Here is a 17,992-nt window from a genome sequence, read left to right on the forward strand (position 1 = left end):
CAGTCAATAATATTAGTTAAATACCTGATACTTAAAATGTTTAGTGTACCCCTAGAGCATTCCTTTGAATAAGAAGAAATAGATAATAAGGAGGCTATTATGTACAAAATTAATGATAATTATTTGAAGCTCCAAGGAAGCTATTTATTTTCAACTATAGCTAAGAAGGTGAATAACTTTAAGAAGAATAATCCTGATAACAAAATTATTTCTTTAGGAATTGGTGATGTAACTCAACCATTAGTACCAACTATTATTAATAAATTACACCACGCAGTGGATGAAATGGGACAGGTGGATACTTTCAAAGGGTATGCACCAGATTTGGGTTACGAATTTTTAAGGAATGCCATTGCAGAAGGTGATTATAGAACACGTGGTATTGATATTTCAATAGATGAAATATTCGTAAGTGATGGTGTAAAATGTGATGCAGGTAATATCCAGGAACTATTTAGCGTAGATAATAAAATTGCAGTCTGTGACCCTGTATATCCTGTATATATAGATACAAATGTAATGGCTGGAAGAACAGGAGCTTATAATACTATCAATCAAAGGTGGAGTGATGTTATCTATATGCCATGTACTACAGATAATAATTTTGCACCAGAGCTTCCAAAGAAAACACCAGATATTATTTATCTATGTTTCCCTAATAATCCAACTGGGACAGCAATTACAAAAGATCAACTTCAGGGCTGGGTTGATTATGCAAATAGGGTAAAAGCAGTTATTATATATGATGGAGCATATGAGGCCTACATTTCAGAGGATGAGGTACCTCATACAATCTATGAATGTGAAGGTGCAAAAAACTGTGCCATTGAGCTAAAGAGCTTTTCAAAGAATGCTGGTTTTACAGGAGTAAGACTTGGATATACAGTTGTTCCAAAGGAATTAAAATGTGATAATGTTTCATTGAATACACTTTGGGCTAGGCGTCACGGAACAAAATATAATGGTGCACCTTATATAATTCAAAGGGCAGGGGAAGCTGTTTACTCTGAAACTGGAAGAGAACAGCTAAAAAGACAAGTGGATTATTATATGAATAATGCAAAGGCAATCCTTGAAGGACTAAGATCAGCAGGTTATTCTGTGTATGGTGGTATAAATGCACCATATATTTGGTGTAAAACACCAAATAATATAACTTCATGGGAGTTTTTTGATTATTTATTGGAAGAAGCAAATGTTGTAGGTACACCAGGAATCGGATTTGGTCCTCAGGGAGAAGGATATTTTCGACTGACAGCATTTAGTACTTATGAAAATACCATAGAGGCCATTGAGAGAATTAAGAAGCTATAGGAGTAAGAAAGTTCAACTTTAACAGGAACGTATTTATATTTATTAACGATAAAATCTAATATGGTAGGATATAAAATGGATATATATTCATATTAAGGTTGACAAAGGCAAATGACAGTGCTATATTAGTAATAAAGTTATATAAAGTATCCTTCGGGGTTGGGTGAAATTCCCTATCGGCGGTACAGCCCGCAAGCCATAAGGCAGATTCGGTTAGATTCCGAAGCCGACAGTATAGTCTGGATGAAAGAAGGTGAATAAACAATGTGGATATCTTTAGATTTGTCAATATGTTTATTCTGTTTACAATCCCCTGGGAAAACCTAGGGGTTATTTTATTTTCTGGAAAAGTATTTATATTAAATTATAGTAGTAAAGTACAAGGGATTAAATATGATATAGAAAAGAGGTGAATTTTAGTGAGGGGGGTGACACTAATTATATACACTCTCACTAAATGTAGATTATGGAGCATTATTATCTTGGTTTTGATGCAGGAACTCAAAGCGTGAAAGTAGCCATATACGATAAAAATATGAAATGTATAGCAAAATCATCTAATCAGACAATCTTGAAATATCCTCATATCGGATGGGTTGAGATGGATGCTGATGAATATCTTTCGCTTACAAAGCTTGGTATGAAACAGTGTATAGAGCAGTTAAGAAAACAGGGATTCGACCCTAGTTTAATTAGATCAATTATGGGTGATGGAATTATTTGCGGAATAGTTGGTATAGACGACAACGGTAAGGCAATCACACCCTATATAAACTATTTAGATTCAAGAACACACAGTGATGCTGAAATACTTAAAAATTTGGATCTTGATATTTGGGGAAAAGAGACAGGTAATGCTGACCCAAGCTGTATCTTTCCAGCATTACATGCAAGATGGCTCTTAGCGAATAATAAAGATTTTCAGGAAAGAGGTAAAAAATTTGTTCACAATGCCCCATATATTTTAATGAATCTTGCAGGTTTAAAGAGCAGAGATGCTTTTATTGATTGGGGAGCAATGTCTGGCTGGGGCCTTGGATATCGCATATATGAAAAAGAGTGGTCTGATGAACAGCTGGACATACTAGGGATAGATAGAAGCTATATGCCTAAAATTGTAAAGCCCTGGGATATTATTGGTACTTTATCAGAAGAAGTGGCAAAGGAAACAGGATGTCCCGTTGGTATTCCAATTTGTGCTGGTGCAGGTGATACAATGCAGTCCATGCTTGGAAGCGGGATCCTTGAAGCAAATAAAGCTGTAGATGTTGCCGGCACATGCGCCATGTTCTGTGTTTCTACAAATGGAATTATTCCGGAGCTGAGCAAAAAAGGAAGTGGATTGATTTTTAACAGTGGTACTTTGGAAAATACATATTTTTATTGGGGATTTGTTAGGACTGGAGGTTTAGCACTTCGTTGGTTTAAGGATAGCATTTGTAAGAAATCTGATGATGATACCTATTATCAGTTGTTAAGCAAAGAAGCAGAAAAAGTTCCAACCGGATGCAATGGTGTAATGTTCCTACCTTACTTAACTGGTGGGTATGGTGAATTTTCCAAAGTTAAAGGCGCATTTTTAAACATGACTTTGGATACAGATCAGTTTGTTTTATGGAGAGCTGTTCTGGAAGCAATTGCTTATGATTACATGGAAATCACAGATGCTTATCGAAATGCTGGTATCGAAATAAATAGAATTACCATCACTGAAGGTGGAAGTAGAGATGATCTATGGAATCAAATTAAAGCAGATGTTATGGAGAGTGAAGCAATTACATTAGAAACTTCAGGTGGTGCTGTATTGACAAATTGTATTATTGCAGCATATGCAGCTAGTGATATAGAGGATTTAAAAACCGCACTTATTAGCAATTTGAAAGTTACTAATACATATAGTCCAAATAGTAATAATTCAAAAATATATAAAGATCAATATAAACTTCAAAAAGATATGTTGAAAAAATTGGCTGCTAGCACCTAACTAAATAAACCATTTTTTGCAATGTATCTAATGTAAACTTTTACGCATATTAAACTGTATGGAGACTAGGGAATACAATTTAATATTGGAGACTTATTTTGAGTTAGTAAGGTAAAAAAATCTACAGAGGGGTATGAATATGCGAGAGAAATTATTAGGTGTTATTTCTGCTGTAGCTGTATCTTGCGCGATGATTTTGGTAGGTTGCTCGTCAAGAAAAATTAATTCATCAAATAATGTTAAACCACCAGTAAAAACGAAGCAAGAGGAATCACCCTATAAAGAGTATGGATATAATATAGAGGCGAGTTTATCAAAGTATAAAAATGCATTGCAAAATTCAGATACCAAAAAAGTAAAAATATATTGCATAGGTGAGTCTAATACAAGAGGAGAGTATTCCAGTGACGAAGTAAATAAATCTTGGGTTGGCATAATGAAATCATACCTACAAAATAAATATGGTAATGGAGGGGAAGGTTTTATTAGTATCTATGAAGGCGCCTTACCGGCCGGTACTAAAGGTAGATGGACACTAGGGAAGGGATGGAGTGTCTCTGGTGCTTCTAGAGAGTTCATTTCCAATGTTGGTGGCTTTGGTGGTTGTTTCGGAATTTCTAATAAAAATACCTCATCAGCAACTCTAATCTTTACTGGAACAAATTTGGATTTATTGTATGCTAAGGCAAAAGATGGTGGTACAGCCACGGTAACAATAGATGGCAAGGAAGTAGGTACTATAAATTGTTTGGATGAATCACTAAGTTTCTCAAATAAAGTTTCTTATTCAGGTTTAGATAGCATTACTCATACACTAGTAATAACTCCTAATAGAGCTGCAAATATTTTTATAGAAGGAGCAATTGCTTCCTCTAGTAAGGCAGGAATTGAGGTAGATAAAATAGCAATTTCTAGTAAAGTGGCAAGTTATTTTAATACACCTTTAACAAAAAAAATATGGGATGTCTTACCAGAACCGGATTTAGTGCTTATATCTTTTGGTATTAACGAATCAGGACGGGGGAATTCTGTTGAAGACTATAAATCAAATATGATAGGTTTAGTAACCTATTGGCAGGGGAGAGGCAGTAATGTATGTTTAGTGGCAAATCAAAAACCTGCGGATTCATGGACAACAAATTGGCCGGCATATGTAGCATCAATGTATGAAATAGCAGATACTTATAATACTGGGATTATAGATATTTATAAAGCTTTTTATAAGGATTATACTGCAGCACAAAAAGCAGGATTCTTTGGAATGACAGCTAATGATTATTCGGGAGGCAGTGGAACAAATACTGCTCATCCTAGTGATAAAGGATATAAATATATCGGAGAAGTTATTTATGGCAATTTACAATGAACTGAGATATACTTGTATATCTAGTAGAATTCTCTTCTATTAAGTTGAAGAACCCTTATTTGATAAATGCACCAAATAAGGGATCTATTTGCTTTTGTTGTAATTTTTCTTGTTTACTCTACAAATTCATCATCCTTAAACTCGCCTGTAAGAACTCGTCCATCAGCATATACATACATGCCCTTTCCAGATCTTCTATCATCTTTCCACTGACCAATGTATTTTTCACCATCTGGATGTGTATGGACGCCTTCACCATGTCTTGAATCATTTTTCCATTCACCAGTGTAAATATCTCCGTCTGACCAAATATAAACGCCATGGCCGCACTTCTCTCCGTTTTCCCAATGGCCTATGTACTTTTCTCCATCTGGCCAAGTATATACGCCATAGCCGTACTTTTCATCATTCTTCCATTCACCAATATATTTTTCACCATCTGGCCAGGTATGTGTACCTTGACCGCTCATTTGATCATTTTTCCACTGACCTATATATTTACTACCATCTTTGTAGAGATAAGTTCCCTCTCCATCCATCTTATCATCTTTTCGCTCTCCTATATAAGTTCCTCCGTGGATATGGCCAGTTGAAGGGCTTTTTATAGTATCTATTTTTATCTTATCTAAGTTAGCATTACTTAATTTTAAGTTTTTCATATTCGACTATCTCCTATCTCTTTATATTTTAATTGGTTAATAAGGTTATAATGATAGTATTATATCATAGAAAGTATTTTAGTAATATAAATACAGGGATTGATAGCATGTATTAGTACTGTTTAAATAATTAATGGTAAGTTTATTTATGTGAATAAAAAAAATAAATATCACGAAAGATATTAAGTGTAAAATTAAATTTAAAGTGAGGTAAAATAATATGAGCAAGGTATTGTATATTAAAGCAAATGCAAAACCAGAAGGAGCATCAAGAACTTTTAAAATTTCAGATAACTTTGTTGAACAGTATAGAAAACAAAATCCTAATGATGAAATAGTAACTTTAGATCTATACAAGGAAGGAATAAGCTTTTTAAAAGAAGAAGATATCAATAGTGTTTTTGGACCAAAAACTGATGACAGTAGAAATCACCCAATCTTAAAATATGCATATCAGTTTGCTGAAGCTGATAAGTATATAATTGCAGCACCAATGTGGAACTTGAGTTTTCCAGCAGTACTAAAAGCATATATTGACTATATATGTGTCACAGGAATTACATTCAAGTATACTGAAGAGGGACCAGTTGGTCTATGTCAAGGGAAGAAAGTAGTCCATATTGTTTCAAGGGGTGGAGGATACTCAGAGGAACCATTTGCAACCTATGAAATGGGAGATAGATATTTAAGAACAATCCTTGGATTCCTTGGGATAACTGACTTTACTACAATAGTAGCAGACAATCTAGATGTTATTGGTCAAGATATAGAAGCAATTGTAAAAAATACAATTGAAAAAGCCGTAGAAAAGGCAAAAGATTTTTAGTTCATATCATGGTGTTTAATTATAAAAAAGAATGGATGGTTAAATCTGAGCTATTTATTCTTAGATAAGTATTTACACAAAAGATAAATATGAAAAATATTGTCATGGAAAAGATTATTTTAATGAATAATATTCCATATAATTTAATATTTACTTGAAAATAGAAATACACATATTGTACAATATATATTATACAATATGTGTATTTTGTATTTTTAATTTTTTATAATAAGGGGGAAAGCTAATGTTTAGCATTACTGCATTTTTATCTTATGTATTTGTTTCAACTTTTACACCAGGACCCAATAACATTATGTCTATGTCTTTTGGCAGTTATTTTGGCTACAAAAAAACTTTTAATTTTATTTTAGGGATTACTGCTGGTTTTGAAGTAATTATGCTAGTGGCCAGTTATCTTAATATGTTTCTGCTTAATTTCATCCCAAAAATTAGAGTCTTTATGGACATACTTGTATTTATATATATGATCTACTTAGCTATCAGAATTCTAAGAAGCAAGCCAAAGACAGGAGAAGATGGAACTGACAATTTTAACAATTTTTTTGCAGGTATGACTTTACAATTTATTAATCCCAAAGTACTACTTTTTGGAATAACTGTAACCTCAAGTTTTGTAGTACCATACTACAACTCAAATACAGCACTAATTTTATTTTCTGTGATTCTTGCCTTTTCGGGATTTTTATCAAATTCTTGTTGGGCACTTTTCGGTGCTTTATTTCAAAAGTTTTTAAATAAATACAGAAAACCTGTCAATATATTTATGGCAATGCTTCTAGTATATTGTGCAGTATCTATTCCTGAATTAAGATCTTACTTCAATGGAATTCATATGTGAATACTCAATAAATGGAGGGGGAATATAGAAAATGATTAAGATTCCAGAGAAAATAAATATTGCAAATTTGCCAACCAGAATAGAAAAACTGGAGAAGCTATCAGAAAAATTAGGAGGACCAAATATATATATTAAAAGAGATGACCAGACTGGGATGGAAACATCTGGAAACAAAGTAAGAAAGTTAGAATTCTCTGTAAAAGAAGCTATTGATAGGGGTTGTGATACTTTAATTACATGTGGAGGAATTCAATCAAATCATTGTAGAGCTACAGCAGCAATCGCTGCAAAACTTTCACTTAAATCATGTCTGGTTCTAAAAGGAAGTAGTGACGAGGAAGTTGATGGGAATTTATTTTTAGATAAGCTTCTCGGAGCTGAAATTCACTTTATAACTCCAGAAGAATATAAAAATAGAAGAATGGAAATCATGAAAGAAATTAAGAGCTCTATGGAAGAGAAGGGATTTAAACCATATATTATTCCAGAGGGTGCCTCAAATGGAATTGGTGGTTTTGGATATTATAAAACAATGGAAGAAATTATAGATCAAGAGAAAGAACTTGGAGTGCATTTTGATGGAATTGTTGTTGCAACAGGATCTGGAGGAACTTACTCTGGACTCTTGCTAGCTAGTAAAATATTGAATCACTCTGGAAGGATTTATGGAGTTAATGTATGCGATGATGAAGAATATTTTAAGAGTAAAATCCATGAAATATTAAATGAGAGTATTAACTATCTTAATATAGATTTAAGTTTTTCAAAGGATGAAATTCACATTATGGATGGATACGTTGGAAAAGGATATGCATTAAGCAGAAAAGAAGAATTGGAGTTCATTTCTGATTTTGCAAAAATGGAGGGTATAGTAGTAGATCCTGTTTATACAGGAAAAGCCATGTATGGATTAACTGAAGAAATTAAAAAAGGAAGCTTTAGTGAATGCAAAAACCTATTATTCATTCATACAGGTGGGATATTTGGAATTTTTCCGGGAAAGAAATTATTTGAAAACCTTTAGGTTATAGATTCGTTATAATTAGTCAGATACTGATAATTGAATAGATTCTAATAAAAGAAATTGAAAATCATTAAATTTGGGAAAAGAAGCAGAAGTCTTAAGGAAATTTATAATAATACTTCTGCTTTCTTTTCGGCTGCTTGTCTGTTGTAATTTTATAAATTCTCAGCAATATGATAAATTAGTTTTTCTGTATCCTCCCAGCCAAGACATGGATCTGTTATTGATTTTCCATAAGTACCATCCTCTACCTCTTGTCTGCCTTCTACAAGATAGCTTTCAATCATAAGTCCTTTAATCATTTTCTTCAGTGTAGAATTGTATTTCCTACTCATCAACACTTCTCTTGCAATTCTCGGCTGTTCTTTATAAAGCTTCATTGAGTTTGCATGATTTGTATCTACAATAATAGAAGGATTTAGCAGCTGTTGTTTTTCATATTCCTTAGCTAGGTAAGTTAAATCTTCATAATGATAATTTGGAATATTTTTTCCGGAAGCGTCTACTGCTCCTCTTAGAACAGCATGTGCAAGAGGGTTTCCACCTGTTTTAATCTCCCAACCACTATATATAAAAGAATGTGCAAGCTGTGCTGACTTAATAGAATTTAACATTACATTAATATCTCCGCTGGTAGGATTCTTCATTCCTACAGGCATATCAAGGCCACTTGCAGTAAATCTATGATGTTGATTTTCTACTGAGCGAGCTCCAACTGCATGATAGCTCAGCATATCTGCAAGATATGCATAATTTTCAGGATATAGCATTTCATCAGCAGCAGGCATATGATATTCACTTAAAGCTTTCAGATGCATCCTTCTAATTGCTTTTATTCCTTCAACTAAATCTGGATCTTTATTTAAATCTGGTTGATGAGCCATTCCTTTGTATCCCTCTCCAGTGGTTCTTGGTTTATTTGTATATATTCTAGGTATAATGATAATTGAATCTTTTACTTTTTCTTGAACTTTTGCAAGGTTTCCAATATATTCACAAACAGAATCCTCATTATCAGCAGAACAAGGTCCTATTATAAGAACAAATTTATCATCTTCATTCTGAAAAACTTTTCTTATTTCAATATCTCTTTCTTCTTTAATTTCTCTAATATGGTTTGGTAGAGGCATTTCGCCTATAATCTCCTGTGCAGTAGGTATTTTTTTTACAAATTCCATATTCATATTCTTAATTCCTTTCTCTAATAAATTTATTATTTTAATTTTCACTTTTAGACTATTTACTGGATAAAAATAAATAAAAAAATAAGGCCCTAATGAGCCTTATTGCATAAACCAAATTTATAATGTTATACCTGTAGAATCTTCCTACAGGAGATAAAATTCGATTTGTTAAACTCATTGAAAATTGGAATAAATATTTTTTTGCAGAAAAAGTAACCAGCGCTATAATAAAAGTAGCCCCAGCTAAAATAAAGATAAAGTTTTCCGCTTATTCCCTTTCCAATGATATTTTTCATGATTTTATCCTCCACATCCTTTCAATCATAGATAATTTTTATCGATTGAAAAGATAAATTTTATATATGTAATTATACCAGTTAGGTTTTATATGTCAATATAGAATTCTCTATAAATTACTTAGATAGATTAGCTATCCAAGTAATTTATATACTTCCACGTAATAAAGTCTCTTAAAGATTTTTTCTTACTTTTCACTTCTTCAAGTTCTAAAAGGACAGTGTTATTTAATATATATTCTTCAAATGCAGTAGCCTCCTTTTCTTCTGAATTATTTGTTAGAAGCCATTGATAACCCTTATTTGCCAACACCACTAGTAAGGGATCCATTGATTTTTCTTTAAAGTCTTTCTTAATATCATTAATATGCATGCTGTCACAATCCTTTCTATAAAAGAGAAACTTGAATTAGATAGGGGCTTTGATCAGTGAACATTGCCCCTTAAATGCTATTTAGGAATTTAACACCAATCTGATTCTTAGCTGAACGAATTAATTAATTTTTTTATTCAATTATAACATATAAGAAATCACAGCAATGCTAAATTAAAATAAAAGAGGACTTATTCCATATCCTCATTAATATTCAAGCGTCTTATTAAATGATAGTTATCCTCAATATAAGATATAGCACGAGCAGAATGATATACTCCATCGTATTCATTTAATAATGTTGATTCATATAAAATATAGTTCCCGTAGCCATCTCTATCTTGATATATCATTATGTGGCCTGCACTATTCCATGCATCGCCGAATTTAGCTTGTAGTACAGGTATTCTATAGGATATTCTTGGATCATCTAACATAATAGTATTGCGTTTAGAGTCATTTAGCCCCCAACATCTTTGTACATATCCAGAACAATCCACCCCGGCTATTACAGAATATACTTTCTTTGTATTAATATTTCCAGCAGTTTTACCTTGTGAAATTTTAACCCCAAAGCTATCAAGTGAATCCCAACCTCCCCAGTTGTAAGGAACACGTTGATAGTATAAGTTAGAAGCATAAATATATCTTGGACGGACTGATTTTCTATAAGTTGAATAATTATTTAATGAACAATGCCAGCTACAGGTATAGTAATCATCAGCCATCTGCTGAATAAATGAACGATTAATTGAATTAAGTGACAATAGCAGTAAGTTATTTGGTATTGATGTGTCGTAAGGGTCTAAAGATTCTAAGCTTTGTTTTTCTAATGAAGACTTAAAAATATTAGGAGATGAGAACTCTAATTTTTCCATTCCCCAATGGGTTTTCTGGCAATTTAAATGATATATAGAAGTGCCTTTTATTTTTACATCATTTTGAATATATTTGTGTTTCTTTGGTAATGTTAAAATGCCAACAACATTATTATTTATATCTATCTTTTTTATTAATTCTGCAAAGACAAGATTATTGTTTTTATCAACTTCAATTTCATGGGTTTTCACAATGAAGTACCCATCTATTTCACTAAGGTAAACTGCGCCTTCAATCCAGTGATTTGATTCTAGTGTTAATTCTCTCTCAACACCACCTAGCTGATCAAAAATAGTAATAACGCAGGAATGTCCTAAATCCAAACCTTTATCTTTTACTAAAGTGGTCCTATAGTTCTTTCCATCCTCAGAAAAACGTCCATTTTTAACGGAAATAAACTCAGCCTTATTTTTTGATAATTTTACTTCATAGGTTTTACCACCATTCTCATCTGCTACAACAATAAATGGATTACCATTATTGCTTACACCAAAATCAATTAAAGTATCAATATTAAGCTCATCGATAAAATATTTTTCTATATTATTTAAGCTATCTATTTTGCCAATAATTCCGTTTGCAGTATCTATAACAAACAATATATCATTTTTATTTGATGTTATTTTTGATACCGAAAGGTCTCCATAAGTAAAGAAATGATTTTTCTTCCCACTAGCATCAAATGATAAAATTGTTTTTTTGGCAGTATCGAGCAAATAATAACCTCCATCATCCTTTAAACTAAAGCACTCAGGACCTGTTAAATAACCAGTGCCTAAATCCTGTAAATATATTAAATATTCATTATTGGAAGTTGCATTAGTGGCATCTATTTCGATATTTTCTTTATTAGGATTGGCATAGTCTATTAACTCTAAAATTGGTGCAAAGACATTTTTCTTTATTTTGTCTAAAAACTTTAACATAGAAAGTCTCCTCCTTAATAAAGTTTATCCGATGACTACCTGCTCTAATACTCCCATCTTCTTCAAAGTGGGAGTAAAGAGCGGCTACATCCCTGGATTCGTTCAACTAAGAATCAGGTGGAGTTGAAACTCCATCTGATTCAAGTTTCACTTCATGATTAAATTACTTATTGATTTGCTTTTACTTATGTGTATGTTTCTTTCGTCAGAGACTCCTCATAGTAGTCTTATCACTGAGATGGCGAGTTATCTAATACAGTTTATGCGAATTTCATCAATATGTGTATTTAAGGAGTAGGACTGAATTAAAGTGAAGAATCAATTAAGCATTAATTTACAGTTAATCCTTGGAGTAGTGAAATTAATAGAATTAAAAGGAGGAAATTGAAAAGAATTGAAGAATATGGAATTATATAAATGGAAATTATACTGATATTAATGTTTATATCTATGAATTGGGGGAGATTTGATATGTTAGGAGATGAACAAATTAAATTTGTTAGCGTAACAGATGGTTATTTATTATCCTTTATTAAAGATGCAAAAGAAAGGATAATTATTGCTAAACCAGCATATAAACAGGAAGAAGTTAAAACTATACTTAATATAGTAAAAAATAAGGATGTAAAATGTAGGCTATACTTGGAGTCCGGTGAAGAATCTATAAGAAAGGGGCTAGGTGATGTAGAATCCTTAAATTTAATTCTGAAGAACTATGATATTTTAAAAGTTCAATTAATTGACAAAATTAGAATAGGGATTATCATTGTAGATAACAATTGCTTGATATACACCACTAATATTTCATTGCTTGAAGAAAATTATATTGAGGAAATGGTTCCTAATGGATTACTGGGAAACTCAGCTATAACTAAACAAATTGATGTAGAGTTGTTTAACAATGAAAAACAACTATTAATAAATAGAGAAATGATAAGTAGAGAAAAGTTATTTTCATCATTGAATTCAGAGTTAGGTAGAGATAGATACATTAATATTCAACAAAATATAGGTAAAACAATTAAAAATTTAAGCTTTAATCCTCCAATTGGTCTTAACAGACTGAGAAAGGTAAATTACTATAGAAGTAATTATAAAATAGTTAAGATACAATCTATTGGCATTAAAATTAAGAATAAGAAGATTAGTTTACGACCATTTACACTAATGTTAGATAACCGTGATGAGAGAGAGGCTAGGAGTTGGAATATATTTTCTGCAGAGGATTTAAAAAAACTTGGAGATACCAAGCTATTTTATTCAGAGCTTAAGAAAATCATTGAACATTATCTCTTAGATGCTGGAAGATTTGGGTATATTGTAAATACATATAAAAAGCAAGAGTTTGATAAGGAGATTAAAGAGCTAAAAAATGAATTTGTTGAATTCATAAAAGGAGAAAATAGAGAAAATAAAAATAATAGATTTTATAAGTTGATCCAATTTGGCAGTAGCAAAACAGAAGATAATCTTCAGTCAATTCTAGATAACAGCAGAGAGCTTCTAATTGAATATTTACTTAAGGTTTCAGAAAATGATAGAAAACTCTTAACTGAAATTTATAAGAAAGATAGATTGCTCCTGTTAGACAGTAATCAAAACGGGCTATCTGAAGAAGAGGCTAGAAGACTATTTATAAAAAGATATATAGTAACCACTCTTAAATTCCCAACACCTAAGGATATTATTGATAGAATAGACGTAAAAGTGGATTATTTTGATATATCTGATGAACTTATAAATGATAATATTGATTTTAAGAAAGTAATATATAAATACAATATTCACCATATTAAGCAGCTGGAAATAATAGAAACTTCCGAAATTCGTAAAGTGGAGTAAATACAATATATTCCTGAACTTCCTCTAGATTTCATTGGATTTAGTGAATATTCTACCGATATTTTACTAAAGGACCAATTATCTAGAGGAGGGGTGGTTTATGTTTAAACGATATGTTGCAAGTTTTACAATGTTTATTTTCTTGGTTGCAATTCTTCCAATTACCTTTGTACAAAAGACTTATGCTTATCAAAACAATGGTTACTTTAATAATGTAAAGGTAGGACTTCTAAGTATGTCTTCTACTAATATAACAGTTACATTAAATGGAGACTATACTTTAAATGGACAAGTGTATCCGTCGGGATCTATTTTAAATATTGGGGTGAGTGGAACAAGTGTTACCTTAAATGGAACAGTACAAAGTCAGATTATTTTAATACCCAACAATAGTTCTAATTTAGTAACACTTACCTCTGGTTTAGTAACCAATAAGTATTTAGGTTCTTTTCTTATAAAGTATTATAATGGAAAATTATTACCTATTAATGCCATTGATATTGAAAGCTACCTAAAGGGTGTGGTTGGCTATGAAATGGCTAATAATTATCCAATGGAAGCCTTGAAGGCACAAGCAGTAGGGGCAAGAAATTATGCCATATCAAGAATTGGCTATGGTGCAGCTAATGGCTATGATTTTGATGATACTCCAGCTTACCAAACCTATAAAGGTTATGATGCAAGTCTTATCAATGTGATCAGTGCTGTAGAGCAGACTAAGGGACAAGTACTTCTGTACAATGACAAACTTGTTGAGACGTTGTACTCTGCTTGGCATGGGGGAGTTTCAGAAAATAGTGAAAATGTATGGGGGAATAATGTGCCATATTTAAGATCAGTACAAGACTCCTTCGAAAATTTAGCTTGGCCTAAGGGCAATGTAGTATTGACTAATGCACAGATACAAGCAACTTTAGTAAGTAAAAAATATTTAGCTTCTACAGATACCTTTGTAAGCTTAGATTTAAATTCTATAACTAAATTTACAAGTGGTAGAGTGTCAAAGATTAATATTATTTATAAGGATTCAACAGGAGCCCAGCAAACAAAATCTGTGATAAATGATTATACAAGGAGTTTCCTTGGCTTACCAAGCAATCTTTATACTGTAACCTATGATGGAGTAAGTGGAACTTATACTTTTTCAGGAAAAGGAAATGGACATGGCCTTGGAATGAGCCAGATTGGAGCTAAAAATCGAGCTGGTGCAGGACAGACTTATGATCAGATTTTAAAATTTTATTATCAAAATGTATATTTACAGAATCTTATTTTAACCCCTATATTAACTAACTTTACTCAGAGTACAAATAGTCAACTTATTGGAAATACTATTTCTTTTAATGCAACTTCAACATCTGGCAGTGGAGCTTATTTATATAAGTATGTGATAAAGAATGGAGCTAATGTTGTATACACTAGAGATTATAGCAGTATTTCATCTTTAGATTATGTACCAAGCTCTGAGGGTGATTATACTATACAAGTTTATGTAAAAGATGAAAATTCAATAGCAGAGTATGGGGATACAAAAATCTCTTTCTTTAAAGTATACCAAGGACCTAGTATAAATAGTTTTACTACTAATAAAACTCAGTATTTAGTTGGACAAACTGTTAACCTAAACTCAACAGCTACTTTAGGTTCTGGCAGCTATCTTTATAAGTATGTAATTTCTTTAGGTGGAGTAACTCTGTTAACTACAGATTACAGTAGTAAATCAAATTTACTTTATACAGTTAACAATGGTGGAACTTATAATATAACAGTATATATGAAGGATTCACTGTCTACAAAGGATTATGACGATATAAAAACCCTGACTATTACAGCGTATAATCAACCTACTATGACCTATACTAGTACAAAAAATTCTATTCTGCTTGGAAACACTGTGAATTATAATATAAATGAAGTAAATGGGTCCGGTAATGCTCAATATAGGTTTGTGATGATGAATGGAAGTAGCATAGTAGTGGACAGTGGGTATTCAAACTTAAACACATTTAGTTTTAAGCCTACAACAGCGGGATACTATCAAGTAGTTGGATATCTAAAGGATTCGCTATCGGAAAAAGCTTATGATGTTAAAAGTGCCTTAAACTTAAATGTATATAAACCTCAAATTAAAACTGTAAATGTCAGTGGGTACTTATTTGAAGGAACTGCAATAAGTTTTTATGCTAGCAGCGTAGGGGCAAGTCCTTCTGGATTAAGCTATAGACATGAGGTATATAGCAATGGAAAGATGGTGGCATCTAATACTTTTAGCAACTCAAGCAGTTTCTCCTTTACACCAGCTACAGCAGGGACTTACACAGTTAAAGTCTATGGAAAAGATGGGTTAAGCACAAATGCCTACGACAGCATGAAGCAGTTTAATGTCACTGTGAATAGTAAACCACTATATCTTGCTACATTACCATTAAGTACTGGCATGACAGGTAATGATGTATTGGCTTTACAGAATGCTCTAATAAAGCTAGGATATAGTCTTAGCGCTACAGGCTATTTTGGAAGTCAAACTACTAGTGCAGTAAGTACATTTCAAACAAATGCTGGCATCCCGGTATCTGGTATTGTAGGAAGTTGGACTTATAGTTCACTAAATACAGCCCTTATAACAAAATCAGGAGTTAAAAACTTAAGCTTTTAGTAAAAAACAGAAGCTTTGATATTTTTCAAAGTTTCTGTTTTTTGATTTTAGGTATATATGAGCTAAAGATGAGGGATGAACTTTTAAAGTCAGATAAAGATTAGGAATTTGTAGTACACCTTGCTGTCATTAAAAAAATAGGAATAATAAGATTCGATAAATGAAAATTCTTGCAAGAGACTTAAGAAGTAAAGGAGGGTATGTGGTACTAAATACTTTGAGAAATGGAGCTACTAAATATGAAATAGTCTAATTGTACAAAAATATAAGAGATAAGTGTAATTGAAATGCTATTAAATGCAAGAATATAATATTTTTATTAGATGAGTTAACTGTTATAAAAAATAAAAACTGCAATAAACTTTTCTTTTAAAATGAGTATATTTGAAGAAAAAATCAATTTTTCCTTCAAATATACTGGGATTTGTGATAAAATTACTATTGTGTCACAGCTGTTAGGGATAGATAGGTCGATATGTCTCTAAATTAGTAGTGTGGTATTTTGTTTTTATTATAATTAGGGGGGAAAAAAGATTATGAAAAATCTAATGAACAAGTGGAATCAAATGAGCTTGGTAAAACGAATAATTGTAGGTTTGATTATTGGTATTATCTTAGCTATAACGATTCCAGAGCAAGCAAAATCAGTCATTATTTTAGGTTCTTTATTTGTTGGTGCTTTGAAGGCAGTTGCACCTATATTGGTCTTTTTCTTGGTTATGTCCGCTATTTCTCAACACAAGAGTGGTCATGAAACCAATATGAAATCCATTATTGTCCTTTATCTTGTAGGAACATTTTTAGCTGGACTTATAGCAGTTGTTGCAAGCTTTATGTTCCCGGTAAGCTTAAAACTTGCAGCAGGTGCTGAGAATGTAACACCTCCTGGAGGTGTAGTAGAAGTTCTCAAAGCATTATTAATGAACATTGTTGATAATCCAGTAAAAGCACTTTATAATGCTAACTATATTGGAATATTGTCTTGGGCAGTACTTCTTGGTTTTGCATTAAGAAATGCAGCTGATTCTACAAAAACAATGATTTCTAATTTTTCAGATGCAGTGTCTAAAGTAGTTAGATGGGTTATAAACTTTGCACCATTAGGAATAATGGGACTAGTATTTGAATCTATTGCTACAAACGGAATCAAAACATTATTAAGTTATGGACAATTACTTGTGGTTCTGATTGGATGTATGTTCTTTGTGGCACTTGTTATAAATCCAATTATTGTGTTCTTAAATATTCGTAAAAATCCATTTCCTCTTGTGCTTAAGTGCTTAAAGGAAAGTGGTATTACAGCATTCTTTACACGTAGCTCTGCTGCAAATATTCCTGTAAATATGAGTTTATGTGAAAAACTTGGTTTAGATAAGGATACTTATTCTGTATCTATTCCATTAGGGGCTACAATAAATATGGCTGGGGCAGCTGTTACTATTTCTGTATTGACCCTTGCAGCGGTTAATACTCTTGGAATTCAAGTAGATATAGCTACTGCATTAATCCTTAGCGTACTTTCTGCTGTATGTGCTTGTGGTGCATCAGGTGTAGCAGGTGGTTCTTTATTACTAATACCTCTAGCTTGTAGCTTATTCGGAATTCCAAATGACGTTGCTATGAAGGTAGTTGGTGTAGGCTTTATTGTAGGGGTTTTACAAGATTCTTGCGAAACAGCACTTAACTCATCAACAGACGTACTTTTCACTGCAGCAGCTGAATTTGCTAAGTGGCGTAAAGAAGGAAAAGAAATTACTATAAATGAATAGTAATTAAATTATTTTATACCTATTAAAGCCCTCTA

13 protein-coding genes and 1 riboswitch are annotated in these 17,992 nt (G+C 32.1%); of the genes, 9 read left to right on the forward strand and 4 right to left on the reverse strand.

Going from position 1 to position 17,992, the window contains the following annotated elements:
- The first annotated feature begins 99 nt into the window (after positions 1-99).
- The 3 genes from CLMAG_RS11490 (at position 100) to CLMAG_RS11500 (ending at position 4,664) form a co-directional block, all read left to right on the forward strand.
- Complete coding sequence (locus CLMAG_RS11490; protein WP_066622162.1) at positions 100-1,314, forward strand: LL-diaminopimelate aminotransferase; 1,215 nt, start codon at positions 100-102, stop codon at positions 1,312-1,314.
- A 145-nt stretch (positions 1,315-1,459) separates the two neighbouring features.
- A riboswitch (FMN riboswitch) is annotated at positions 1,460-1,573 on the forward strand.
- A 207-nt stretch (positions 1,574-1,780) separates the two neighbouring features.
- Positions 1,781-3,298, forward strand: a complete 1,518-nt coding sequence (locus CLMAG_RS11495) for an FGGY-family carbohydrate kinase (RefSeq protein WP_175562219.1) — start codon at positions 1,781-1,783, stop codon at positions 3,296-3,298.
- Between the two features lie 139 nt (positions 3,299-3,437).
- Positions 3,438-4,664 (forward strand): SGNH/GDSL hydrolase family protein, encoded by a 1,227-nt coding sequence (locus CLMAG_RS11500; protein WP_066622164.1) that lies wholly within the window; start codon positions 3,438-3,440, stop codon positions 4,662-4,664.
- Between the two features lie 113 nt (positions 4,665-4,777).
- On the opposite strand, the gene CLMAG_RS11505 is transcribed toward CLMAG_RS11500, so the two are convergent.
- Positions 4,778-5,323, reverse strand: a complete 546-nt coding sequence (locus tag CLMAG_RS11505) for an MORN repeat-containing protein (RefSeq protein ID WP_066622166.1) — start codon at positions 5,321-5,323, stop codon at positions 4,778-4,780.
- 220 nt (positions 5,324-5,543) lie between these two features.
- Between CLMAG_RS11505 and CLMAG_RS11510 the strand changes: the two genes are divergently transcribed.
- The 3 genes from CLMAG_RS11510 (at position 5,544) to CLMAG_RS11520 (ending at position 8,032) form a co-directional block, all read left to right on the forward strand.
- Positions 5,544-6,149, forward strand: a complete 606-nt coding sequence (locus CLMAG_RS11510) for an FMN-dependent NADH-azoreductase (RefSeq protein WP_066622167.1) — start codon at positions 5,544-5,546, stop codon at positions 6,147-6,149.
- A 244-nt stretch (positions 6,150-6,393) separates the two neighbouring features.
- Positions 6,394-7,008, forward strand: a complete 615-nt coding sequence (locus CLMAG_RS11515; RefSeq protein WP_066622168.1) for a LysE family transporter — start codon at positions 6,394-6,396, stop codon at positions 7,006-7,008.
- 31 nt (positions 7,009-7,039) lie between these two features.
- Entirely contained in the window at positions 7,040-8,032 is a 993-nt protein-coding gene (locus CLMAG_RS11520; protein WP_066622169.1) for a D-cysteine desulfhydrase family protein, read from the forward strand.
- Positions 8,033-8,187: 155 nt separating this feature from the next.
- Here CLMAG_RS11520 and CLMAG_RS11525 read toward each other — a convergent pair whose 3' ends face one another.
- The 3 genes from CLMAG_RS11525 to CLMAG_RS11535 form a co-directional block, all read right to left on the reverse strand.
- Positions 8,188-9,216 carry a 3-deoxy-7-phosphoheptulonate synthase gene (locus CLMAG_RS11525; protein ID WP_066622171.1) on the reverse strand — a complete coding sequence of 343 codons (1,029 nt, stop codon included), beginning with the start codon at positions 9,214-9,216 and terminating at the stop codon, positions 8,188-8,190.
- 426 nt (positions 9,217-9,642) lie between these two features.
- Positions 9,643-9,885 carry a hypothetical protein gene (locus CLMAG_RS11530; RefSeq protein WP_066622173.1) on the reverse strand — a complete coding sequence of 81 codons (243 nt, stop codon included), beginning with the start codon at positions 9,883-9,885 and terminating at the stop codon, positions 9,643-9,645.
- 191 nt (positions 9,886-10,076) lie between these two features.
- On the reverse strand, positions 10,077-11,690 hold the full coding sequence (locus CLMAG_RS11535) for an NHL repeat-containing protein (RefSeq protein WP_066622174.1): 1,614 nt from the start codon (positions 11,688-11,690) through the stop codon (positions 10,077-10,079).
- 471 nt (positions 11,691-12,161) lie between these two features.
- Here CLMAG_RS11535 and CLMAG_RS11540 point away from each other — a divergent pair, with 471 nt between their 5' ends.
- From CLMAG_RS11540 to sstT, 3 genes are all read left to right on the forward strand, one after another.
- Positions 12,162-13,532 (forward strand): hypothetical protein, encoded by a 1,371-nt coding sequence (locus CLMAG_RS11540; RefSeq protein WP_066622178.1) that lies wholly within the window; start codon positions 12,162-12,164, stop codon positions 13,530-13,532.
- Between the two features lie 100 nt (positions 13,533-13,632).
- Positions 13,633-16,188: a SpoIID/LytB domain-containing protein gene (locus tag CLMAG_RS11545; protein WP_066622180.1), complete on the forward strand. Its 2,556-nt coding sequence runs from the start codon at positions 13,633-13,635 to the stop codon at positions 16,186-16,188.
- Positions 16,189-16,724: 536 nt separating this feature from the next.
- The gene (gene sstT / locus CLMAG_RS11550) at positions 16,725-17,957 is read left to right on the forward strand and encodes a serine/threonine transporter SstT (protein ID WP_066622182.1); all 1,233 of its coding nucleotides are present in this window, start codon (positions 16,725-16,727) and stop codon (positions 17,955-17,957) included.
- Positions 17,958-17,992: the final 35 nt, after the last annotated feature.

The sequence above is a fragment of the Clostridium magnum DSM 2767 genome (genome assembly GCF_001623875.1).
Taxonomy (GTDB): domain Bacteria; phylum Bacillota; class Clostridia; order Clostridiales; family Clostridiaceae; genus Clostridium_AM; species Clostridium_AM magnum.